The 21,644-nt window shown below is 45.6% G+C and carries 19 protein-coding genes and 1 tRNA gene; 9 read left to right on the top strand and 11 right to left on the bottom strand.

Features of this window, described 5'->3' with window-relative positions; translation table 11 throughout:
- Positions 1–10 precede the first annotated feature (10 nt).
- From Q1A41_RS13065 to Q1A41_RS13055, 3 genes are all read right to left on the bottom strand, one after another.
- Positions 11–1,177 carry a hypothetical protein gene (locus Q1A41_RS13065; RefSeq protein WP_299979687.1) on the bottom strand — a complete coding sequence of 389 codons (1,167 nt, stop codon included), beginning with the start codon at positions 1,175–1,177 and terminating at the stop codon, positions 11–13.
- Positions 1,170–1,901, bottom strand: a complete 732-nt coding sequence (locus tag Q1A41_RS13060; RefSeq protein WP_299979685.1) for a hypothetical protein — start codon at positions 1,899–1,901, stop codon at positions 1,170–1,172. The genes Q1A41_RS13065 and Q1A41_RS13060 overlap by 8 nt, the downstream gene beginning before the upstream one ends.
- A 192-nt stretch (positions 1,902–2,093) precedes the next feature.
- Positions 2,094–3,083, bottom strand: a complete 990-nt coding sequence (locus tag Q1A41_RS13055) for a sensor domain-containing diguanylate cyclase (RefSeq protein WP_299979682.1) — start codon at positions 3,081–3,083, stop codon at positions 2,094–2,096.
- 513 nt (positions 3,084–3,596) lie between these two features.
- Between Q1A41_RS13055 and Q1A41_RS13050 the strand changes: the two genes are divergently transcribed.
- The 4 genes from Q1A41_RS13050 (at position 3,597) to Q1A41_RS13035 (ending at position 8,136) form a co-directional block, all read left to right on the top strand.
- A complete protein-coding gene (locus Q1A41_RS13050; protein ID WP_299979679.1) occupies positions 3,597–5,372 on the top strand; it encodes an acyl-CoA dehydrogenase C-terminal domain-containing protein in 1,776 nt (591 codons plus the stop codon).
- 129 nt (positions 5,373–5,501) lie between these two features.
- Entirely contained in the window at positions 5,502–6,689 is a 1,188-nt protein-coding gene (gene bktB, locus Q1A41_RS13045) for a beta-ketothiolase BktB (RefSeq protein ID WP_299979676.1), read from the top strand.
- Positions 6,690–7,140: 451 nt separating this feature from the next.
- Positions 7,141–7,914 (top strand): exodeoxyribonuclease III, encoded by a 774-nt coding sequence (locus Q1A41_RS13040; RefSeq protein ID WP_299979673.1) that lies wholly within the window; start codon positions 7,141–7,143, stop codon positions 7,912–7,914.
- Between the two features lie 30 nt (positions 7,915–7,944).
- Positions 7,945–8,136: a DUF3094 family protein gene (locus Q1A41_RS13035; RefSeq protein ID WP_299979670.1), complete on the top strand. Its 192-nt coding sequence runs from the start codon at positions 7,945–7,947 to the stop codon at positions 8,134–8,136.
- A 5-nt stretch (positions 8,137–8,141) separates the two neighbouring features.
- Here Q1A41_RS13035 and Q1A41_RS13030 read toward each other — a convergent pair whose 3' ends face one another.
- The 4 genes from Q1A41_RS13030 to Q1A41_RS13015 form a co-directional block, all read right to left on the bottom strand.
- Positions 8,142–9,353, bottom strand: coding sequence for an EAL domain-containing response regulator (locus tag Q1A41_RS13030; RefSeq protein ID WP_299979667.1), 1,212 nt, complete (start codon positions 9,351–9,353; stop codon positions 8,142–8,144).
- A 325-nt stretch (positions 9,354–9,678) separates the two neighbouring features.
- Positions 9,679–9,993, bottom strand: a complete 315-nt coding sequence (locus Q1A41_RS13025) for a hypothetical protein (protein ID WP_299979664.1) — start codon at positions 9,991–9,993, stop codon at positions 9,679–9,681.
- 205 nt (positions 9,994–10,198) lie between these two features.
- Positions 10,199–12,844 (bottom strand): TonB-dependent receptor, encoded by a 2,646-nt coding sequence (locus tag Q1A41_RS13020; protein WP_299979661.1) that lies wholly within the window; start codon positions 12,842–12,844, stop codon positions 10,199–10,201.
- A gap of 346 nt (positions 12,845–13,190) precedes the next feature.
- The gene (locus Q1A41_RS13015; RefSeq protein ID WP_299979658.1) at positions 13,191–13,481 is read right to left on the bottom strand and encodes a DUF6471 domain-containing protein; all 291 of its coding nucleotides are present in this window, start codon (positions 13,479–13,481) and stop codon (positions 13,191–13,193) included.
- Positions 13,482–13,630: 149 nt separating this feature from the next.
- On the opposite strand from Q1A41_RS13015, the gene Q1A41_RS13010 reads away from it, so the two are divergent.
- The 4 genes from Q1A41_RS13010 to Q1A41_RS12995 all read left to right on the top strand — a co-directional run bounded on the left by Q1A41_RS13010 (position 13,631) and on the right by Q1A41_RS12995 (position 16,629).
- Positions 13,631–14,548 (top strand): SPFH domain-containing protein, encoded by a 918-nt coding sequence (locus tag Q1A41_RS13010; protein ID WP_299979655.1) that lies wholly within the window; start codon positions 13,631–13,633, stop codon positions 14,546–14,548.
- Between the two features lie 81 nt (positions 14,549–14,629).
- Positions 14,630–15,091: an NfeD family protein gene (locus Q1A41_RS13005; protein WP_299979652.1), complete on the top strand. Its 462-nt coding sequence runs from the start codon at positions 14,630–14,632 to the stop codon at positions 15,089–15,091.
- 152 nt (positions 15,092–15,243) lie between these two features.
- On the top strand, positions 15,244–15,711 hold the full coding sequence (bfr, locus tag Q1A41_RS13000) for a bacterioferritin (RefSeq protein WP_299979649.1): 468 nt from the start codon (positions 15,244–15,246) through the stop codon (positions 15,709–15,711).
- A 231-nt stretch (positions 15,712–15,942) separates the two neighbouring features.
- The gene (locus Q1A41_RS12995) at positions 15,943–16,629 is read left to right on the top strand and encodes a response regulator transcription factor (protein WP_299979646.1); all 687 of its coding nucleotides are present in this window, start codon (positions 15,943–15,945) and stop codon (positions 16,627–16,629) included.
- Here Q1A41_RS12995 and Q1A41_RS12990 read toward each other — a convergent pair.
- Positions 16,626–18,368 carry a hybrid sensor histidine kinase/response regulator gene (locus Q1A41_RS12990; RefSeq protein ID WP_299979642.1) on the bottom strand — a complete coding sequence of 581 codons (1,743 nt, stop codon included), beginning with the start codon at positions 18,366–18,368 and terminating at the stop codon, positions 16,626–16,628. The two genes, Q1A41_RS12995 and Q1A41_RS12990, sit on opposite strands and share 4 nt — an antisense overlap.
- Positions 18,369–18,763: 395 nt before the next feature.
- On the opposite strand from Q1A41_RS12990, the gene Q1A41_RS12985 reads away from it, so the two are divergent.
- Complete coding sequence (locus tag Q1A41_RS12985) at positions 18,764–19,036, top strand: glutathione S-transferase N-terminal domain-containing protein (protein ID WP_299979639.1); 273 nt, start codon at positions 18,764–18,766, stop codon at positions 19,034–19,036.
- 43 nt (positions 19,037–19,079) lie between these two features.
- Here Q1A41_RS12985 and Q1A41_RS12980 read toward each other — a convergent pair whose 3' ends face one another.
- From Q1A41_RS12980 to Q1A41_RS12970, 3 genes are all read right to left on the bottom strand, one after another.
- Positions 19,080–19,514, bottom strand: a complete 435-nt coding sequence (locus tag Q1A41_RS12980; RefSeq protein WP_299979636.1) for a hypothetical protein — start codon at positions 19,512–19,514, stop codon at positions 19,080–19,082.
- A 365-nt stretch (positions 19,515–19,879) separates the two neighbouring features.
- Positions 19,880–19,956 (bottom strand) — tRNA-Ile (locus tag Q1A41_RS12975).
- A 97-nt stretch (positions 19,957–20,053) separates the two neighbouring features.
- Positions 20,054–21,610 (bottom strand): AbgT family transporter, encoded by a 1,557-nt coding sequence (locus Q1A41_RS12970; RefSeq protein ID WP_299979633.1) that lies wholly within the window; start codon positions 21,608–21,610, stop codon positions 20,054–20,056.
- Between the last annotated feature and the right edge of the window lie 34 nt (positions 21,611–21,644).

The raw sequence follows: 21,644 nt of genomic DNA, 5'->3' as shown, positions 1-21,644 counted from the left end.
GTTTACTTTTCTAGGGCAATCCTTGTAGTTTGTAGAACTGTCTTAGAATAACTCGCCATTCTTCAAGTTGTTGATCAACGGTTCCGCTCAATGTATAGACTCTGTTATTAAGCTCAATCACGGCGGGGTCCACTTCTTGTTTAAAGCTGCTGGCGAGTTGTTGCCATTCCTGCTCAAACATCTTGCTGATTTTATAGCGTCTATAATTGTCAGCCATCGCACTAAAGCCGCCTTTGTATCTTCGCTTTTTTGATCCTTGGGTAAGCTCCCTGAGTTTAAGCTCCTCTGCTCGCTCACAAGAATATTGTTGCCATAGTTGATAAATAGCAGCCATTTTTTGATGCAAGTTTAGGTAGTGGTCATCGACAGCCTCAATAAACATATAGTGGCGTGCACGCATTCGCTCTACCTGCTTTAAAATAGGGTCGTTATGGGCGAGAAGCCGTTTGATCAACAGTCGGCCATCCTGCTCTTCAGTTAGAGAATTAAAAGCATCAGGCGATAAGTCTTGAGCGTGCTTTATTTGCGCCAATCGACGAATGCTTAACAACTCTTTGTCTGATAAGCTTAATCGGTAGCTTAAAAGATCGTTAGCAATTTGATGGTAAAGCTCTTGGTAGGGTAGTTCTTGTATTAGGCAAGCTTGGGAGAAGTGACTGTATTCTTTATTCGGCTCTTTATCGTTTTGTACGGCCTGTTGCCCACCTTGCATTAGGGCTCGATATTTTTTGTTCAGCCATATTAATCCACTAGCATCCTTGGCGATGATGTGGAGGCTTAAGCTATTACCATCGGATTGTAATACCTGGCCGCTAACTGAAAGTTCTGCCGCCAAATCTTCTTTGGGAACGACACTTACTGCCCCCCAGTAGCGGCTTTTTGCTAGAGTGTTACGCAGCAATACCGGTAGATATTGGCGTTCTATATCGGCTATTTCCGAGAATATTTGTTTTTCAACTTGGCTATTCCCACCAGTTGTACTTTGTAGTCCAAATACCTCGATACTGACATCCAAAATTCGTGCAAGCTCTTCTTCTTGCTGGCTCTGTAGCAGCTGGGTGTTTTGAGGTACCAAGTTAGTATCATTATTAGGTTTTACCAGTGGCTGCTGGCTACAAGCCGATAGTATGATAGCTGCGAATACGAAAAATAAGCGACAAAACATGGTCTTAGTCATTATTTTCCGCCTCAGTTTCAGGGCTTTGATCATGTCTTAAATTGCAGACTTTGCCTCGACTTAAGGTTTGTTTGCATTGATAGGCCTCATAGCTTCCGTCAAAACGTTCATAAAACTGCACGAGTTCAAAGGCTGGACTTCCAGGGTGGGATACACGTGTTAACAAATTAATGGAGTTTCCTGCTGGTGACAGTAAAAAGCGATGGTAGATAGTAGTACCTTCTTCCAGCTGAATCCTAAAAATTAAACGCTTCCCGTCCCAGCGACAAGTTTCTACGGCAAATTCATTTTGGCTAACAAGCCTTTCACCTGTTGTGCTGCAGATGAGTTTGGCTTCACCCTCTCTAGCGATGCTAATCTGTTGCTCATCCTGCACTATCTTCATGGTGTGGTGACGGCTAATCATCTCTGTAAATCTGGCCAGATCAATTATATTGGTGCCGCGCCCAGCGCTACTAATAACGCTAATGCCGCCAATTTGGGCTCTACTTTCCGGCCGTCGATTACGTTGTTCGGCTTGACGGCGCAGCTCTGATAGCTTTTCCCGGACCCGGCGTTCCCAGTTATCACTACGGGCATAGTCTTTCTCCCAAGTACCGTTAAAGCCTCCCTTGGTATTTAGCAGAGGTATGGATCCGTCCTGGGAAGCTGCAATGGAGTGCATCGGCACACTGAGCAAAGCGCATAGCAATACGGCAGGGAGTAGACACCAGGGGTGGTTCATTTGCTAAAAGGGCTCGCTAAGCTGAATTTATGGATGGAATTATGATTGCTGAAGCTGAGAATAGTTTCAAATATCTGAGGTATTTGATCAGGGTAAGTGGTCAAATACCTCAGCCGTACCGCTTGGTTAGAGGTGTTGGCTGTGTCACATGCCTTTCAAGCCTAGGCCTTATATAAAGCTCACTGACTTAGTTTACTTCAAGGCCAACTTTTTTCTGTTTTTGTGGGCATACATCAGTCTATCAGCTTCGCTAATCATGTCTTTAAGGGGGAGGCTCTGAGTAGTGTCGTATATCTTAATGCCATAACTCATCGATAATTGGATGCTGTCACTATATTGTGAGGCGAAGCTTTCAGAAAAATCCTGGCTGACATCTTCGCAGCTTTGCTGTAATTCAATTTCAGATCCCTTGTTGCAAAGAGCTAAAACAACGAACTCATCGCCCCCTACACGAGCAATAATATCGGTTTTACGAAAGCTTAGTTTTAATGATTTGGCGAACACTTTTATACATACATCACCTTGTTCATGACCATATTTGTCATTGAGCTGCTTTAAGTTGTCGATGTCGAGATAGATCACCGCGAGGTCTAAATGAAAGCGCTGCTGGTCGTTGATGCGCTTCTCGCCAAGACTATTTAGGCCTCTGATATTATATAGACCTGTGAGTGCGTCAGTAGTGGCGACTTTTTGCAATTGTTCAATGTCTGATAGGTGTTGTAGCTCGCCTGAGATTAAATCACGCAGCTGCTGCATAAGTTCGATAAAACTGATCTCGTAGTTGGTGCTTTTGGTATCAATCGAACAGATAGTTCCAAAGACACGGCCGTCAGGCCAAAAGATCGGAAAACCAAGATAGGAGCGCACAGGGCCTTGGCATACGGGGGGGGCATCAGTCCATTCATCACCAGCCAAAGCATCGTTGACATAGAGTTGTTCGCGAGTTTCTACCACTCTGCGGCAAAAGCTCTTTATCTCCCAAGACCAACTATCTTCTGGCGAGAGAAAGTTATCGTGATTACTACTGGTCACGATGGTTGAAAATTCATTCCCTTTAAACTGTACGATTACCCCACAGGATGTGTGGTAGATCCTAGATATTAAGTCGACGGTTATCTGCCACTTTCCAATGTCTAATGACTTGGGCGGATCCACTCGAAAACAGCGTTTGGACAAAGCCATAACACACCCCGCTTTTAGAATGGCAGACTAGGCCGTTGGCGCCTAAATGCCTAAAGATATCTTAGTTGATTAGGGCGCTATTGCTAGCTAAAGATGGTGTTTCTAATGCTAAAGTCTAAGTCATGAAGCTTTTTAAACTAAAGGCTATATAGGCTAGTTGACAGATAGTTTACCTATAGGCCCCAAATAGCTTTTAAACCGACGCTTAAACAAATTTGCGACAAGTTGTTTGTGTCCAACTGATGCTGAAGTTTTTAAGTTCACTTAGGTGAGCTGTCTTCAGGTTATAAGCTATTGAATAATAAAGACTATTTTTAGTTTTTATAGATTGGCTTGGTTTTCGGCGGTTAATTCAGGCACAAAATGTAATGACTACCGTCATTGACTTTCAAAGGCGATCTGGTTAATTTCAAACACCTGTTTGAATGGCTATTTTGTCCCTGTTACCTGACTGTATTGTCTTGGGGCTAATTTAGTCTATAAATACCTGATAATCATTGTGAGAGAAGCACCATGGCCGAGTATCAAGCTCCCTTAAAAGATATGCACTTTGTGCTAAAAGAAGTATTTGAAACCGAGAAACTATGGGCAGAGCTGCCGGGTTTAGCTGGGGCTGTGGATGTGGATACCGCCGATGCGATTATGGAAGAAGCCGCTAAGATCGCTGGCGAAGTGGTGGGCCCGCTGAATCGTGAATCGGATGAGCAGGGCTCTCGTTGGGACGATGGTGAGGTTACCGCGCCAGATGGCTTTAAAGAAGCTTATGCGACCTTCTGTGAAGGCGGCTGGAATGGCTTAGGCGGCAATCCTGAATACGGTGGCATGGGTATGCCTAAAACCTTGACGGCTCACGTTGAGGAAATGCTACAAGGTGCTTCTATTTCATTTGGTTTGGCACCGATGCTGACAGCCGGTGCTTGTTTGTCGCTTGATGCCCACGCCAGCGATGAGCTGAAAGAGAAGTACCTGCCAAATATGTATTCTGGCCAGTGGTCGGGCGCGATGGATTTGACTGAGCCCCATGCCGGTACCGATCTGGGTATTATCCGTTCTAGCGCCAAAGAGAATGGCGATGGTAGCTACACCATTAATGGTAATAAGATCTTTATTACCTGGGGTGAGCACGATATGGCTGAAAACATCATTCACTTGGTGTTGGCTCGCCTTCCAGATGCACCGAAAGGACCGAAAGGCATTTCTTTGTTTTTGGTGCCGAAGATCATGGTTAATGACGATGGCTCCCTTGGCGAGCGTAATGGCGTCAGCTGTGGCTCCATTGAAAAGAAAATGGGCATTAAAGGTTCAGCCACTTGTGTGATGAACTTTGACGACGCCAAAGGCTGGTTAGTGGGTGAGCCCAACCAAGGATTGGCCTGTATGTTTACCATGATGAACTATGAGCGTTTGGTAGTAGGTATCCAGGGCCTAGGTGCTGCAGAGCGTTCTTGGCAATCGGCGATTGAATACGCTCGCGAGCGTTTACAAAGCCGCTCTCCAAATGGTGCCGTAGCGCCAGAGAAGGCAGCTGATCCGATTATTGTGCACCCTGATGTGCGTCGCATGTTACTAACCATGCGTGCTTACACCGAAGGCTCACGTGCCTTAAACCATTACACCGCTATGTGGTTAGATAAGTCTAAGTTTGCTGAAGGTGATGAGAAGAAACAGGGTGCTGACATGATGGCCTTGTTAACCCCGGTTACTAAGGCCTTTGTTACCGATAAAGCACTTGATTGTACGGTACTGGGTCAGCAAGTTTTTGGTGGTCATGGTTATCTGCGTGAGTGGGGACAAGAGCAATTAGTTCGCGATGTGCGTATCTGTCAAATCTATGAGGGCACCAATGGTGTGCAGGCGATGGATTTGATGGGCCGTAAAGTCGCTGCTAACGGTGGCAAGTTTATTGAGTTGTTCGCCGCTGATATCAAAGAGTTTATCGCCAGTTGCGATGATAATATGTCTGAGTTTATTCCAGCTTTGGAAAGCGCTTTGGCGGGCTTGCAAGAGTCTACCCAGTGGGTATTGGAAAACGCTGCGAATGATCCAGCTGTAATTGGTTCTTCCGCTTATGACTATTTGCACCAATTCGGTCATGTAGCCCATGCCTTTATGTGGGCGCGCATGGCGAAAGCGGCCATGGCAAAGCAGGGTAGCGATGAATACTACGACGGCAAGCTTGCGGTAGCGCGTTTCTTCTACGCGCGTTTGCTGCCACAAGCCAATACCCATAAGCAAAATATTGCGGCGGGTAGTGAGCCGGTAATGAGCTTGGCCGCCGAGCTGTTCTAAGCGATATTTATTTAGTAAAAGCCCAGCAAGGGGCTTTTTTCTTTTCTGGGTGGCAAGAGCAGCTTGTATAAATCCCAGTTAAGACAACACATGATATTTACACATCAGCCAGAAAGTTGAGGCAGACAAATGAGTCAAAGAGAAGTTGTAATTTTAAGTGGCGTGCGCACCGCTGTGGGTAGTTTTGGTGGCAGCCTAAAAGATTTTAATGCGGTAGAGCTTGCCAGCATGGTAACCGAGGAAGCTCTAGAGCGTTCGGGTGCGGCAAAAGCGGATATCGGTCACTGTGTATTTGGTACCGTTGTGGCGGGCGATCGTCGTGATATGTATATGAGTCGCGCTGCGGCATTAAACGCGGGCTTAGATCAAACTACCCCTGCCTATAATGTAAACCGTCTATGTGGCTCGGGTTTGCAGGCAATTGTATCCGCCGTGCAAGCGATTCTATTGGGTGACTGTGATGCGGCTGTTGCCGGTGGCGCTGAATCCATGAGTAATATTCCATACTGGTTGCCAAGTGCTCGATTTGGTCAGCGCATGGGTAATGGTGAAATGTACGATCCAATGATCGGCGTACTAAGCTGCCCAATGAATGGTTATCACATGGGCGTTACTGCTGAGAATGTTGCCGAGCGTTTTGAGATTACGCGAGAGCAGCAAGATGAGTTGGCGGTAAGCAGTCATCAACGTGCCCAGCGCGCTATCGATGCCGGCTACTTCGAATCACAAATCTTACCTGTTGAAGGCAAGAATAAGCGTCGTCCATCGGTGTTTGCACAGGATGAGCATGTTCGTGGTGATGCTTCTGTTGAAGGCATGCAGGGTTTGCGCCCAGCCTTCAAAAAAGACGGCACGGTAACTGCGGGCAATGCCTCAGGCTTGAACGACGGTGCTGCGGCTTTGGTATTGATGGAAAAGGCGGCCGCTGAAGAGAAAGGCTTAAAAGCTTGGGCGACCATTAAAGGCTATGCGGTTGCGGGTGTGGAACCAGCCATCATGGGCACGGGCCCAATTCCTGCAGTTGAGCAGCTGTTGGAAAAAACCGGTGTGAGCAAAGACGATATCGATTTCTGGGAATCCAATGAAGCTTTTGCAGCACAGGCTCTGTCGGTATCCAATGCGCTGAATTTGGACTCTGAAAAAGTAAACCCCAATGGTTCAGGTATTAGCTTAGGTCACCCTGTCGGTGCAACTGGCGCCATCATGGCGGTAAAAGCGATTTATGAGCTTGAGCGTACCAATGGCCGTTATGCAGTATGTACTATGTGTATTGGTGGTGGTCAGGGTATTGCGATTTTGTTGGAGCGCAATGCTTAAGACTCGCTTCCTAACTATATCTCGCTCTGTAGTTTAATCGGACAGAGCTTCCCTAAGAGCCGACTCTTAGGGCACTAATCAATTCAAATGCCCGAGATTGCCCACATTGTCGGGCATTTGAATTCTCTGCTTCTGGGCCAGACTCTAGCTTGGGACAGTGCTTTTCCGCTCCAAGCAGAATAGTCATGCAGCCACCCGTTCCATGGATTCGCGCTGTCCAGGTGCTCAGCCTTCGGCCAAGCCCAAAACCTCTCCAGGAGGTTTTGTCAGGAGCCTAGTCGCTCCAAAGCACTCCCCCAAGCTAGATTCTTACTCCGCAACCAAGCTAAAACATCGCTCACTAGTTTAAGCAGATCCCGCCTATCAATATGAGTACGGCTATTTTCAACAGCCAAGCAATTTGTTTTAATCTGGCCTCCAATTTTAAGCCGTATTTTTAAGGAGCGCCGCCATGCGGATTATGAGTTTTAACGCCAATGGTATTCGTGCGGCATCGCGCAAGGGCTTTTTTGAATGGTTTGCTGCGCAAGATGTGGATGTGCTCTGTGTGCAGGAAACTAAGGCTCAGGAACATCAGCTAGATGATGAGATTTTTTTTCCAGAAGGTTATCACCGCTATTTGTTTGATGCCGAGAAAAAGGGCTACAGCGGCGTGGCCATTTATTCCAAGGTAAAACCCCGTGAAGTCACTCGTGGTTTAGGCTGGGACCCGGCCGATAATGAAGGGCGTTGGATTGAAGCACGCTTTAGAAATGTCACTGTGATTTCTTTGTACATGCCGTCAGGTTCTAGCTCAGAAGCTGCTCAAGAAAAGAAGTATCGTTTTTTGGATTTATTCGAAGCGCGATTACAAGAAATGATGGCCAGTGGTGAGAAGTATATTATCTGCGCCGATTGGAATATTTGCCACAAGGAAATTGACCTTAAAAACTGGCGGGGTAACCGTAAGAATTCGGGCTTTTTGCCGGAAGAACGTGCCTGGCTAGATAAAATCTATGATGAATTTGGTTGGGTGGATGTGTTTCGCCAATTAACCGATGAAGAGGTTTATACCTGGTGGTCCAACCGAGGACAGGCTTTCGCTAAGGATGTAGGCTGGCGTCTGGACTACCATGTGGTAACACCTAATATCGCTAAGAAGGCTTTTGATTGGCATATACAGCGTGAACCAAGATTTTCCGATCATGCGCCTATGTGGATAGATTATAAATTGGTGTTAAGATAATCAGCAGATTTTAACGAATGTAGGCCAAATATGAATAATAACGATGAGCCGAAGTTAAGCCCTGAAGATCAAGCGAAGGTCGATAAATTTGTGTCTTCAGGCGTGAATAGCGTAGAAAGAGAGCCCTTTAAACCTTTACGCTTATTGGCAATGGTAATTGTAGTTTTAACGGTGCTAAGTGGTATCAGTTACTGGATCGCTATCGATGCAGGTTTGGTGTGATTCTCTTATGCGCCTAATGCAAGACGGCTGGCCTGCTGGCTTTTTACCCAAGGTAAAAAGTCTGCTGCGGGCATAGGGCGTGATATAAAAAAGCCTTGGGCGATATCGCATTGCAAGCTGCTCACCATCTCCCAGTCGGATTCAAACTCCACTCCCTCGGCGACGCATTTCAAGTGCAGCTTTTTGGCGAGGTCTACAGTAGCTTCAAGTATTCTTCGGCTGGCTTCATTATCGCTGGCGTATTTGATGAAGCTGCGGTCAATCTTTAATTCGTTAAACGGTATTTGTTGCAGTTTATCTAAAGAAGAGTGTCCGGTACCGTAATCGTCAATCGATAGTTGAAATCCACGTAGACGCAATCTGGAGAGGATGTCGATACTGGTGCTTAAATCTTCCAGCATGCTCGCTTCTGTTAATTCAATAATCAATTTTTGCGGTTGAATGCCGTGAAATTTAGCCATGCTGCATAAAACATCAGGTAGATCCAATCTATTTAAGTGCAACGGTGAAATATTGATGGACAAGGTGATATCAATACCATTGGCTTGCCATTGTTTCAGTTGAATACAACAGAAATCCAGTATGTAATGGCCAATGAGCTGGATAAGGCCGTGGCGTTCTGCAAGAGGAATAAAGTGATCAGCTGTGATGAGCCCTTTACTGGGGTGTCGCCAGTGAGCTAAGGCTTCAGCTCCAATAAGTCGGCCTGTTTTTACGCATATTTGTGGTTGAAAATAGGCTTCGATCTCTTTGTTTAAAATAGCTTGCCTAATTTCTGAAATGCTAACGTTTGGCCTGTCTTTTTCGAGTTCTAGCTCAAAGTTCACATTGAATTTATGTAACAACTTTTCTACATCTTCTTGCTCAAAAGGCTTTTCGATGGCGCCAAGGAACTGTAAGCCCTGTTCTCTGGCGAGATGGCTGATGCTGTTGATTATTCGAGGGTCTTCGCCGCTGACTAAAACTAATGCACAAGAAAGCTTCAATTGATAAATGTGTCGGATGAGTTCAATGCCATCAACGCCGGGCATATTTAGATCCGAAAATACAATGTCGTATTCGCTATCAGGCTGTAGTTTCTTTAGCGCGGCGCAGGAATTGTTACACACATCTATTTCGAAAATGCCTAAGGCAACGAGCTGGCGCTTCAGTATGAGTAGCGTTCCAGGGTCATCATCTACCAGTAAGCATCTTAGTGTGGCAAAGCCTTGCATCATATTTAAATTCCCAGACGGTTTTAAAACGACTGATCCCCATGTCTAGCTAGCTTAGACTAACCATTACTTTAACAACTGAACTCTGTATACAAACTGAAGTGCATTTTCCATTTAGGCCGGCGATTGAACTTACTCTTGTTCTAAGATTTAGTATCGACTGCTTTGTTCAAATCGAGAAGGGAAAAGCGAATATTTAATGAAAATCAGTCGCAAAGGACGAGATTGATGGGAAATAGCGATATCAATACCCGCACTAATGGATGGGTAATTACTTGGGAGTTGATGATTGTTTCGAGTTTTGCTGGAGGTTTAATGCTAAAAGGGTTTATGCGTTACCGTCTTGCCATACCCAACGAATGGGATCCCCAAAGTCATCTTTCAATAGTATTTTCTTGGGTTTGCGCTTGGCGACAGGAGCCTTTTTGAGTTGACGGCGAGAATCTATGGTTTTTACCACATCCACTACAGAAGTGCGACTCTGCACCTGTCTTGGGCTAAAGCTATTTTGGATACCTGCGCCATCCGTTAAGCCGCTTGCACCTTTTTGGTAGCTAGCCACCTTTCCTCCGTGGCGGAGAAATTGCTCTATCTGATCCTCTATCTCAGTGCGAATTTCTGCTTTGGTCTTGGTAGGTTTCACAATTTTGCCAATGCTTAGCTTAAAACAGCAATTATAGCACTGCTTTCGATAAACGGTTGCAAGATTACTATAAGTTATGTCCTGCAGTTTACGCTAGAACCGCAGGAACTCAGGTTGCTGTAGTAATAAAAAGATTACAGAAGTCATAAAAAAAGCGGCCAATTGGCCGCTTTTAAGGGAGATCGATGTAAAAACTACAATAATATTAGAAGCGGAACTTAGCCTTGGCGTATAAGGTACGACCTAGCGGGCTATGCTGTTTAGGGTCATAGCTATAGTTCGCTGCATCGTATACACGTGGTGGTTCTTCATCCAACAAGTTCTTGATACCAAAGGTTAATGTGGTTTCAGAATCGTCAGTGAAACCCAGTGGCAAGTTGATACTGTAGTTCGCATCTAGAGTTACATAGGAATCAATGCTTTGACTCTCGTCTGCTGGAACTTCACGCGTTGTTTCATAACTGGAAATGTAGTTCAGTACCAAGTTGGCACGTTGATCTTCATCGATCCAGCTTAGAATCATATTCGCTTTTGTTTCAGGCAGTGAGCGTGCAAAGTTATCGTGGTTAAAGAAACCTGCCGCTTCTACGGTACGTCCATCCGCTAGCGTCAAGTCGTAGTTTAAGAAGTGTGACAAGTTAGCCTTCACAGACCAAGCATCACCCAGGCTCCATGTGGTTTCAAAATCTAAACCATCAACTTCGACATTGGAGGAGTTAAAGTAACGAGTATTGATACCAATCAGCTGACCGTTTGGTGTGCGGACGATATTCGAATCATTCGGGTTGGCAATCACAATACCTTGTGCACTTTGCTGAGTAATCAGATCTTCATAGTCTACACGCCAGTAATCTAGCTTCATTTCTAGATCATCAGTAGGCTGGAAGATTATACCCAAGTTGTAATTGGTTGATTCTTCAGGGGTTAAGTTTGCAGCGCCTTGAGAGGCAACGCGAATAAAGGCAACACCACCTTTAGGCGTACCGTCTGGGTTGAAGTCTTGAATACCCTGCAAGCTTACTGCGGTAGCATTTAGCTGAGACAGAGAAGGCTCACGGAAAGATGTTGATACCGAAGCCCTAGCAATCCACTGCTCGCTTAACTGCCAGCGCATGGCGATCTTCGGATCAAGACTGTTGTCGTTATCGAGTTTTTCGTAACGCAATGCTGCAGTGACCTCTAGGTCTTCGGTGACTGGAAGTTTGGTTTCAGCAAATACTGCGTAACTGCTGCGATCCGTTTTAACCTCAGAAACACCTCCTAAGAAGATAAGGTCAACCGGGATAGGGTTACCATTTGCATCAAAGGTGATTTCGTAAAGGTCATCGGTTTCAACTTCGTATTTCTCTTGGCGTGCTTGCAGGCCGAAAGCGAAACCGGCGGTTCCGCCAGACATCTCAAACATTTCACCAGCAACAACAGCATCCCATACTAGCAAGTCAGTCGTACGCTGAGTGTCAGTATCGTAGGACAGATAATCGATCAGCTCTTGGCTATTATTCGCAGGATTAAATGGGTCGAAGTACTGATCACCAGTAGCGCCACCCTGGCCGGCCAAGGCCGCGTTTAAACGAGACTGAATAGTATCGGGCTGAATCTGACGATATTTGTTCTGGGAGTAGGTCAGTGCAGTGTCAAATGACCAGCCATTGTTGAGCTCACCAGTTAGGTTGACCGAGAAGCGGCGGTTGTCATTCTCACGCGGCGCATTAGGCGATGGAAAGCCAGCACCGAGAGGGCGACCTAGCCATACCACTGGAGCACCAAATGGGTTGCCTGGATGATTCGGCAAAATTACCGGGAACGATAGGTAGGGGTAACTTGGTGATTGTGGGTTGTCTTCCACGTTGTTATTAGCCCAGCCTGCTTCGGCAAACAGCTCCATGCCGTTATCAAACTCATGAGTTAAGTTGGTGTATAGCTGTCGGCGATGTTCTGTATTGACCAAATTAAAACGTGGGCCGTAATGGAAGCCGCAGCGTTGTCCGTTAGGTTGCGGAATCAGTACGCCCCCAACGGTATCTGTACAACCAGCCAGCGGTACGTTTTCAAATGGAGTGTAACTGCCAGCATAAGGGCCATCTGGCACTGTTACAGGAGCAACAGGCAAGAAGGTTGTGCCCAAACTACTGATAGCGTTGTCGGCCAGCTCTGGGCGATCAGCAACACTCAGTGGTGTGCGATCTAAAAAGTGGCCAGAGATGGTCACATGTGTTTTATCGTTGCCGCCCCCCCAGATAAAGCCGACATCTCTGTCTTCTTGGTCATCATCTTGTGTGGTTTGGTAGCCGAGGTTTACTTCTAAACCCTCAAAATCTTTACGCAGAATAAAGTTTACAACACCGGCAATCGCGTCAGAGCCATAAGTAGATGCGGCACCTTCTTTTAACACTTCTACGCGTTCCAGCGCTTCTGCAGGAATCGTGCTGGTATCAACAAACACGCTGCCATCGTTGGTCAGTGAGCCGGAAATAGTTTGGCGTCGGCCATTGATCAGAACTAGAGTGGAACTCAAGCCTAGACCGCGCAAGTTAACGTTTGAAGTACCCTGGGTTGAGCCCTGGGTGAATGAATCTGATTGGTTTTCAGAGCCGGAGCTAATAGCTAACTTCGCAATAACATCAGCAACTGTAGTGGCACCGATAGCATCTAAATCTTCGCGGCCCATAACCTGAACAGGAACAACGGCGTCTCCTGGGCTGCTTTTAATATAGGAACCAGTAACCATAACTTCTTCAATTTCACCGGCAGACTGTTGGTCCTGTGCTATACCGGTTTGAGAGAGGCCAAGGGTAATTATCGAAACTGCCAGTGGCAGTAACTTTTTACGGGCGTGGTTGTGTATCAACACGTGGGATTTCCTCCGCAATTATTATATTTATGTAGCGAAGTCATCGTGAGATGACTATTACAGGTGTTACTGCAATGCAATCAGTGTAATAAAAGCACAGAGCAGTGAATACGAGCTATTTATTGTTATCACCGAGAATTATTGATGAGTATAGTCAGGGCTAATGAAAAAGGGTGGAATTGACAATATATGGTCGGAATTGACCTATAAATTAGGCCCAGAATAACTTTATTTTCTATTTTTAATTTCGTTTATAAATAAAAAGTCTAATTGCCGAAGGTTAATAAAAGTAAATTCGGTGCCAATAGCTCGACTTTGAGCTTCATTTTTAAACTCACTGACTAATCTAGCCTGACGGCTTTGTGCTCAGGTCTATACATACTTGCTGGTAAATAGTGTCTATTTGCTCCATGTCTAATTGCTTAACGCCCATCGCCATTAGTAGGTGTAAAAATAATGGCGTGCCTAGCTTTCCTGTGGTCATTTTGACCCTCAGATTTCCCTCTGATTGCTCAACGCCCCCTTCTGCTAGGCGGCGGCTCAGCTCTCGGTAATCTAAACCTCGCATACTCTTTTCCATAGCGAAATAACGTCGAATTGTTTCGGTCATCTCTGGGCTGTTGAATATTTTGCTCATTATTTGATCGCCTTTTCCGTCTTTTGTCATTCTAGGTGCCATTTGTTGTTAATTATACGTAACAATAATTGCTTTTAAATTATTTTTCTCATAATATTCATCTCGAGTTAAGAATATGTAACAAAAAAGATTAATAAGAGGCTAATGTTATGTTTGATGTAAATGTGTTTGTGTGGGCAGTTGTGGCTTTTGGTGTAGTTCTTATTTTCAAGGGGGTTAGGCAGGTTCCTCAGGGTGAAGAGTGGACGGTAGAACGTTTTGGTAAATATACCCGGACATTAAAACCAGGGTTGAAGTTGATTATTCCGCTAGTGGACAGTATTGGCCACAAGCAAATTGTTATGGAGCAGGTGTTGGATGTGCAGCCACAGGAAGTGATTTCGGCGGATAACGCTATGGTGACAACCGATGCTGTTTGCTTTTATCAGGTATTGGACCCAGTAAGAGCTTCTTATGAGGTAAATAATCTAGAGCGAGCGATGCAAAACTTGGTTATGACCAATATTCGTGCGGTACTGGGCTCGATGGAATTAGATGCCATGCTTTCTAACCGGGATGCAATTAATACAGCCTTGTTAACCAAGGTTGATGAGGCGACTAACCCATGGGGGATTAAGGTAAACCGAATCGAAATTAAAGATATTACTCCGCCGAGAGACTTGATTGATTCGATGGCTAATCAGATGAAAGCTGAACGTGAAAAACGTGCTCAAATCCTTTTGGCTGAGGGTGAGCGAGAAGCGGCTATTAATGTAGCCGAAGGTGAAAAGCGTTCACAGATCTTAAAGGCTGAAGGTGAGCGCCAGTCTGCTTTCTTAGAAGCTGAGGCGCGAGAGCGTGAAGCTGAGGCTGAAGCGAAAGCGACTCAAATGGTAAGTGCAGCGATTGCTGAGGGTGATGCGAAAGCGATTAACTACTTCGTGGCTCAAAAATATGTTGATGCCTTAGGTGAAATCGCCAGTGCGGATAACTCCAAAGTCATCATGATGCCCCTAGAAGCTTCGAGTGTTATTGGCTCGGTAGCGGGAATCAAAGATCTGATAGATAGCAGCAAAACGGTAGCCTAGACGTTAAACGGCCGAAAAGGGCTCTTTTAAAGAGCCCTTAGACTCTCCAACAAAGCAAATCAAATTAGTAGAGGTAAAACCATGGAAGCGATCCAATTTATAGCCGATATGAATTTCTACCACTGGCTTACGTTAGCCGCCGTATTACTTATCGCGGAAATAGCCTTGCCAGGTGGGTTTTTTCTTGGCGCAGCAGCGGGTGCTTTATTCACTGGCCTAATCCATATATTGATGCCAGAGATGAGCTGGCAGTTAGCCCTTACTATTTACTCAGTGAGTGCCGTCGCATTCAGCTTTTTAGCGGTGACAAAAATGCGAGGCGTATTAGATTTTCAGTCAGATCACGAAACCTTAAATAATCGTATGGATAACTTATTAGGTGCGCACGGAGTTGTGCTAATGCCAGCCGGAGGGGCCGCAAAGGTCAAGATCGGAGATACCTTGTGGGGGATAGTGCCCGATGAGAAGCTGTATGATCAGGCCGAAGTTAAGGTAGTTGCTGTCGATGGAACGAATACGGTATGTGAGTTGCTGCCGCGCTAAACCGCCACGGCGAAACCGGAAAGCGAATGCGACACACTCTTGAATGCGCCTAATAATCAGTTGTAAGTAATTGATTTATAAGGAAAACTAGACGTGATTTCGTTTTGGCGCTATGATTGTTTAGCTGAATTAATTTATCTGAGGTTTGTGCTATGCAAGGTGATAACAAAGTTATTGAATGGCTGAATAAACTGCTTGAATATGAGCTTACGGCTGTGGATCAGTACTTTATTCACTCCCGCATGTATGAAGATTGGGGGTTGACCAAACTGTATGAGCGAATCGGCCATGAGCGTGATGATGAGTTGGGACATGCAGATTTATTGATTCGCCGTATTTTATTTTTAGGTGGTGTTCCCAATATGGCCAAGCGGTCACCAATGAACATTGGTCAAGATGTTCCCGCTATGTTGCAGAGTGACTTGGATCTTGAAATTCATGTAGGTAATGAGTTGAAAGATGCAATGGCCCACTGTGAATCTGTTAAAGACTATGTAACACGTGATACTTTGTTGCAGATGCTAGACGATACTGAGGTAGATCACGAGTATTGGTTGCGCCAGCAACTAGGTCTTATTGACCGTATGGGGGTTCAAAACTACTTACAATCGGTTGCTTAATTCAAAATGGCCCCTGCAGCAGGGGCCATTCTTTTCAATTTTGCTTGTTAACTCCTAATCGGCTTGCTTTTAACAATTCTCTTCAAAAATCCGGCTCTCGGCTGACTTTTATTTAAAAAACTCAGGAATATTACTGATTTTTGTAATAAATTTCGCGAGTCATCGTAGCCTTATTCGGTATTTCAATTTATTCTGATCGCTTAAAGCTCTCGCTGGGAGCTCAGAGTTTTTATGTGCAGAGAGGTTTTTGAAGTGCGTGTATTGATCATAGATGATCACCACTTGTTCCGCAGTGGCTTAAAGTACTTACTGGCAGGGCTAAAACTCAATACACAGTTCCTGGAATCAGGTAGCTGTGACGAGGCAATTTTGTTATTTGATGCTGATGAAATTGATATTGTCTTGTTGGACTACTATTTGCCTGGTCAGGATGGTTTAAGTGCATTGAATATTGTCAGGGAGCACTTTGACTGCCCAGTGGTACTTATTTCGAGCGAAGATCAAGCCTCTATTATCCGTAATGCTATCGCAGAGGGGGCAGCTGGTTATATTCCAAAGGCCTCATCCCCTCAAGAGTTGGTGGCGGCCCTTAAGTTAGTGTTGGCGCAAGGGGTATACCTACCACCAAGTGTTCTAGGGCAGTATGAGCTTAAGCAATGGGATGCTGAGAGCCAGGCGAAGCGTGAAGAGATTCTATCTGATCTTTCTAGTCGCCAATTGGCTGTTTTAATGAAAGCTGTTCAGGGTAAGGCTAACAAAGTTATTGCTCGTGAGCTGGATATTGCCGAAGGTACGGTCAAATCCCATTTGTTTGCTTGCTACAAAGCACTTGGCGTTGATAATCGAACTGAAGCGGTTTATGCCACCGCAGCATTGGCGTTAATTCCGGCGAAAGAGTTTTCAATGTCACCCGCCTAAACTTCGCTTTTTTTGCGTTTCAGCTCATCTATCATTTCTTGTTCCAATGTGCCGCTGGTGAGCGGCTTATGCAAAAGTTTTATAGCGGCATCTTTTGCTTGATGCAGGCGCTCCGGAGCGGTATCACCACTGACTAATAAGGCAGGCAAATTGCCGTTTCGATGGCGCAATTCTTGGATGATATCGATACCAGTTTCCTGTTGGCGTAAGCGTAAATCGGCTATTACAAAATCAATATTGTGTTGCTCCCAGTGCTTAAGCGCTTGCTGTTTATTTTCAGCGAGTACGACGGTAAAGCCCATGTTTTCCAAGAGCAGCTGAGTAGCTCGAGAAACCTGAATATTGTCATCGATTAATAATACTTGCAGACCTATCATCAATGAATCGCTTTGCGGCTGTACTTCCATTGAGTCGTTTTCTGGTTTTAGCTCGATATGTTGTGGGAAATGCAGATAAAACCGAGTGCCCTGAGTTGATGATTCAAGGCGTAGTTCTATGTTCAATAAATGGCAAAGCCTTTTAACAATAGCGAGCCCTAGGCCCAAGCCTTTGCTGTTATCACGCTCACTATTATGCAGTTGATAGAATTCTTCAAATACTCGTTCCTGCTCTTCCTCAGGGATTCCTGGGCCATTATCTGAAACGCACATACTAATTCTGTCAGATTCAATGAGTTCAATCTGAACCTTGCCTTCATTACTGTACTTGATAGCATTGGCAATTAAATTTTGCAGTATCCGTATAAGTAATACCTCATCATTAAGAATGCCAATGGTATTTTTGATTGTAAATTCAACTTCAATGCCTTTGTCCTGTGCAATGGGCTTAAACTCTCTTTCAAGTTCTGAAAATAACGCGTTTAAATTTACCTGCTTAAGCTCCGGCTTGGTAATGCCTGCGTCTAGTTTGGAGATGTCCAATAAAGCATCTAATTGTTTGCTAAGAGTACTTACAGCGCCATTCATATGCTCAATGATTTCTTTATTGGATTCTTGTTCATTTTGCATTTCAAGGGCTGCGCAAAAGATAGACACCGTATGTAATGGTTGTCTTAAGTCGTGGCTGGCTGCGGCTAAAAATTGGGTTTTTGCGCGATTTGCAGAAGCTTCACTCGTTAGGCTAGCTTGTAGCTTTTCGTTCAGTTTAGTTTGCTCTTGCTGGGCGACAAAGGCGGTGCTGAAGCTCTTAAACATGTCCTTAGCTAGGCTCAATAAAATCATTCCAAACATTAGACAAAGAACTGAAACGATATACCCGGAATAGGGGTTCTCAGGGTGAGGGCGTAGCGCCCACATAATGCTGATGGGTAGCAGGCTTGGCAGTAGATAGGCAATAAATATATCGCGTTTGCCAAAGGTTGTAGCCACTGCGCCTGCGGAAATACCCAGCAGGATCATTGTTTGAATTGCCTGTTCTAGAACCGAAAAGTAAGGGAAGAATAGGCATGAGCTGCCATGCGCGATACCATTCATGGCGCTCAGTATTATGGCTATTTCATTGGCCTTTTGAGCATCTGGGTATAAAGCAATCTTGGGGAGTACATATGCGCGAACAAGTAGCCAAAACCCAGAAAAGAGCAGCCAGGAAATAACTACTTCAGCGGCGATATACTGCCATGCAAAACTAGCAATTAATGCCATAGCTAGAATGATTGGGTAGGGTACTCGCCTAGATTGCCCAGCTACCAAGCGCAGCAGTTCTTCATCGACGAGCTGTTTATCAAAGTGGCTGTTTAGCATTTTCTAATTCAAGTCTTGGTTTTTAAACAGTGTACGCGAGTCCGCGGCTGGGTGCATGTTCTCACTATTCCCATATACTCAGATAAGATGCTTCATAAGTTTGAGGAGGGCTTGAGCGACAAGCCCGGTGCGGTAGCCGGCGCTTGTTCTTAACGGGTACTTGATGGCTCTTGATACAAATTACTCGCAAATAGATTTTCTCATTGGGGTAGTGCCACTTCTTCTTACCTGTCATTGCTTATTCTTCTGGTTTGCGAAGTACTTGTCGAAAATGGCGCTATAAATAATACTGCTAAGTTTATTGCTATATTGTTAGTAGCCTTGATCTATTTGTGATGATTTATAGTTGAAACTCGCTAAAAATAGCAGCGCTTTAAAACATGGGAGTCAACTTAATGGCTAGGCCTGCAAAAATAGAAGGTTTAACGCTGTATCAAAGTCTGCTTTGTCCGTTTTGTGTTAAAACCAGAAAAGCGCTTAAAAGCTTGAATATGAAAGTGGCAATGAAAGAGGTTGGCTTATCAGGCAAAATTCGGCAGGAGCTCGTTCGAGGTGGTGGTAAAGCCCAAGTGCCGTGTTTGCGTATTGAGCGTAAAGGTGAGCCGACAAAGTGGCTGTATGAGTCCAATGATATTATTCGCTATCTCAGGAGCCTGAAGAACCAATAGCCCAATTTGAAAATACAATTGCTTCTACGACCCTGCTGGTGCTCTAAATCAGAAAGTACAAAGCCATTGCTGCATTTAATATCATTAGGCTGAAATCGGTAAGGAATATAAAAAGCATTAAGCCTTTTACCTGCCAAACACCTTCCCCGCGTCGATTTTGAATGGCTACGGGCACATTGTGCGCGAACTGGGTTCCGTGAGCTACCGACATGGTGCATAGTAAAACAGACCATTGGGATGCTTTGCTAAACAATTCTGTATTGCATAGTAGCAATAGATTAAGAACCATAAAGGCTAAATTAAAACCTCCAACAAACTTCCCAGACATTATAAGGGTTTCCATAACGGGAGTGTTTCTATGCTCTTTGGGGACAACTGTTTTTGCAAAGATTCGCCCTCGAATATCAAAGGTGTGAAACCCGCCGAAAAACCATAGGGCATTGAGAGCTAGGAGTGTTTTTAGTGCGATGCCTTCCATTTTGATTCCTGTTTATTTTTGCAATCTATTCTATTCGGAAACTTCGGTAGATGCTGAGGTTTTATTGGCTCCGATACGGGGTCAGAACCTATGGGGTTCTGACCCCTGGTTTCAGTCGGGCATAAAGGCCCTCGCGGACTTAAACTGCGGAACTATCTTGGGTTTATGAAGAGCGAGTCGAGTGCTTTGACGTTTGCTTAGACTTGAGGGAAGGATGGTGCACCCTGGGGCATAAAGGCCCTCGCGGACTTGAACTGCGGATCTATCTTGGGTTTATGAAGAGCGAGAATGCCATCTCCCGTTAATGGGGTAGAGCCAGGGCGAGTCGAGTGCTTTGACACGTTTGCTTAGACTTGAGGAAAGGATGGTGGGCCCTCGCGGACTTGAACCGCGGACCTATCGATTATGAGTCGAGTGCTCTAACCAGCTGAGCTAAGGGCCCTAAGAGATGAAAGTCATCAAATTAGGCGAGGGATTATAATCGCCTCGCCTCAAATACGCTAGATCTCTAGCGGTTTTTTTCTCATGCTTTCAATAGCTTAGCCTGCTGGGTAAATATAGCTAGCCTGCAAGCCTAGTGGGATGCCTAGTCCCCAGTAGATTAGCAGGAAGGCGGTCCAGGTAATCAACAGGGCAATCGAGTAAGGCAGCATGAGTGATAGCAAGGTGCCGATACCGGTGCTTTTCACATAGCGTTGGCAATACACCACAACTAATGGGAAGTAAGGCATTAGCGGGGTGATGATATTGCTCGAGGAATCGCCCACTCGGTAGGCTGCCTGAGTTAGGTCTGGGGATATTCCGATTTGCATCAGCATTGGCACCAGGATTGGGCCGATCAGGGCCCATTTGGCCGAGGCAGAGCCCACAAACAGGTTTACGAAAGCTGTTAGGAAAACTATGCCTGCCATGGTGACCATGCTAGGTAATGCCAAGGTCTTTAGAACTTCCGCCCCGTTTACCGCCAGCAGTGCGCCTAGGTTTGATTTGCCAAAGGCATCAATAAATAGCGAGCAGAAGAACGCCATCACGATATAGTAAGACATACCTTCCATGCCTTTGCTCATGGCGCCAATCACGTCTTTGCTGCTTTTAAATGTGCCAGCGATATAGCCGTAAACCACACCTGGGATCACAAAAAGAAGGAAAATCAGCGGCACAATCGAGCGCATAATTGGAGCGCTGAAAGAGGCAAGTTCGCCGTTTGCAGCGCGCAAAGGCGATGTCGACGGTAGTGCGACGGCGATCAATATACCAAGTCCAATAATCATGGTGATGGTAGCCCAGCGTAATGCCGAGCCTTCTTTCTCACTCAGCTCGCCGAACTTCGGTAGGTCTTCGGTATCGCCATCAACAGGTGTATTCGCTAGGCGTGGCTCGATAACCTTGTCAGTTAAATACCAGCCCACTAGAACCACTAATAAGCTGGAAGCTGAGGTGAAAAAGTAGTTGTTCAGCGGGTTGATTAGGATTTCTGGGTCCGCAATCTGAGCGGCAGTCTGGGTGAAGCTCTGGAGTAGAGGGTCAATGGCTGAAGGCACAAAATTGGCGCTAAAGCCGCCGCTGACGCCAGCAAAGGCTGCAGCGATACCGGCAAGCGGATGTCTGCCCATGGCGGTATAGATGACCCCTGCCAATGGGATCACCAATACATAGCCCGCATCGGTTGCCGTGTGGCTAACAATAGCCACCAGAATAACGGAGGGGGTGAGCAGGCTCTTGGGGGTGGCATCGAGCATGCGCTTAATGCCGGCATTGATAAAGCCAGAGTGCTCAGCAACCGCGACGCCTAGCATGGCTACCAATACCACGCCTAAGGGAGCAAAGCCGGTAAAGATTTTCACCATACGCGATAGAAAATCGGCAAGGGAGTCTCCGGTAAGTAGGTTATTAACCACGATGGCTTCGCCAGTACGTGGATCGAGGGCGTCGAATTGAAAGTTCGACATAAGTGCTGAAAGCCCCCACACGATAAGTAAGCTAATTAAAAATATGACGGCGGGGTCTGGTAGTTTATTGCCAATGATCTCGACTTTGTCGAGCAACCGGCTCAGGCGGGTGGAATCGCCTGTAGCGGGTGTTGAGGTCTCGCTCATGTTGTTGGTCCTGTGCTTAGGATAATTGTTATAC

The sequence above is a fragment of the uncultured Pseudoteredinibacter sp. genome (assembly GCF_947502065.1).
Classification (GTDB): domain Bacteria; phylum Pseudomonadota; class Gammaproteobacteria; order Pseudomonadales; family Cellvibrionaceae; genus Pseudoteredinibacter.
The sequence above is the reverse complement of the archived record's forward strand: the minus strand, read 5'-3'. Positions and strand labels throughout refer to the sequence as shown.

Bases quoted from the DNA above. Each gene is read 5' to 3' on its own strand.
- Q1A41_RS13065 (WP_299979687.1), bottom strand. From the start codon at position 1,177: ATGACTAAGACCATGTTTTGTCGCTTATTTTTCGTATTCGCAGCTATC.
- Q1A41_RS13060 (WP_299979685.1), bottom strand. From the start codon at position 1,901: ATGAACCACCCCTGGTGTCTACTCCCTGCCGTATTGCTATGCGCTTTG.
- Q1A41_RS13055 (WP_299979682.1), bottom strand. From the start codon at position 3,083: ATGGCTTTGTCCAAACGCTGTTTTCGAGTGGATCCGCCCAAGTCATTA.
- Q1A41_RS13050 (WP_299979679.1), top strand. From the start codon at position 3,597: ATGGCCGAGTATCAAGCTCCCTTAAAAGATATGCACTTTGTGCTAAAA.
- bktB (WP_299979676.1), top strand. From the start codon at position 5,502: ATGAGTCAAAGAGAAGTTGTAATTTTAAGTGGCGTGCGCACCGCTGTG.
- Q1A41_RS13040 (WP_299979673.1), top strand. From the start codon at position 7,141: ATGCGGATTATGAGTTTTAACGCCAATGGTATTCGTGCGGCATCGCGC.
- Q1A41_RS13035 (WP_299979670.1), top strand. From the start codon at position 7,945: ATGAATAATAACGATGAGCCGAAGTTAAGCCCTGAAGATCAAGCGAAG.
- Q1A41_RS13030 (WP_299979667.1), bottom strand. From the start codon at position 9,353: ATGATGCAAGGCTTTGCCACACTAAGATGCTTACTGGTAGATGATGAC.
- Q1A41_RS13015 (WP_299979658.1), bottom strand. From the start codon at position 13,481: ATGAGCAAAATATTCAACAGCCCAGAGATGACCGAAACAATTCGACGT.
- Q1A41_RS13010 (WP_299979655.1), top strand. From the start codon at position 13,631: ATGTTTGATGTAAATGTGTTTGTGTGGGCAGTTGTGGCTTTTGGTGTA.
- Q1A41_RS13005 (WP_299979652.1), top strand. From the start codon at position 14,630: ATGGAAGCGATCCAATTTATAGCCGATATGAATTTCTACCACTGGCTT.
- bfr (WP_299979649.1), top strand. From the start codon at position 15,244: ATGCAAGGTGATAACAAAGTTATTGAATGGCTGAATAAACTGCTTGAA.
- Q1A41_RS12995 (WP_299979646.1), top strand. From the start codon at position 15,943: ATGTGCAGAGAGGTTTTTGAAGTGCGTGTATTGATCATAGATGATCAC.
- Q1A41_RS12990 (WP_299979642.1), bottom strand. From the start codon at position 18,368: ATGCTAAACAGCCACTTTGATAAACAGCTCGTCGATGAAGAACTGCTG.
- Q1A41_RS12985 (WP_299979639.1), top strand. From the start codon at position 18,764: ATGGCTAGGCCTGCAAAAATAGAAGGTTTAACGCTGTATCAAAGTCTG.
- Q1A41_RS12980 (WP_299979636.1), bottom strand. From the start codon at position 19,514: ATGGAAGGCATCGCACTAAAAACACTCCTAGCTCTCAATGCCCTATGG.
- Q1A41_RS12970 (WP_299979633.1), bottom strand. From the start codon at position 21,610: ATGAGCGAGACCTCAACACCCGCTACAGGCGATTCCACCCGCCTGAGC.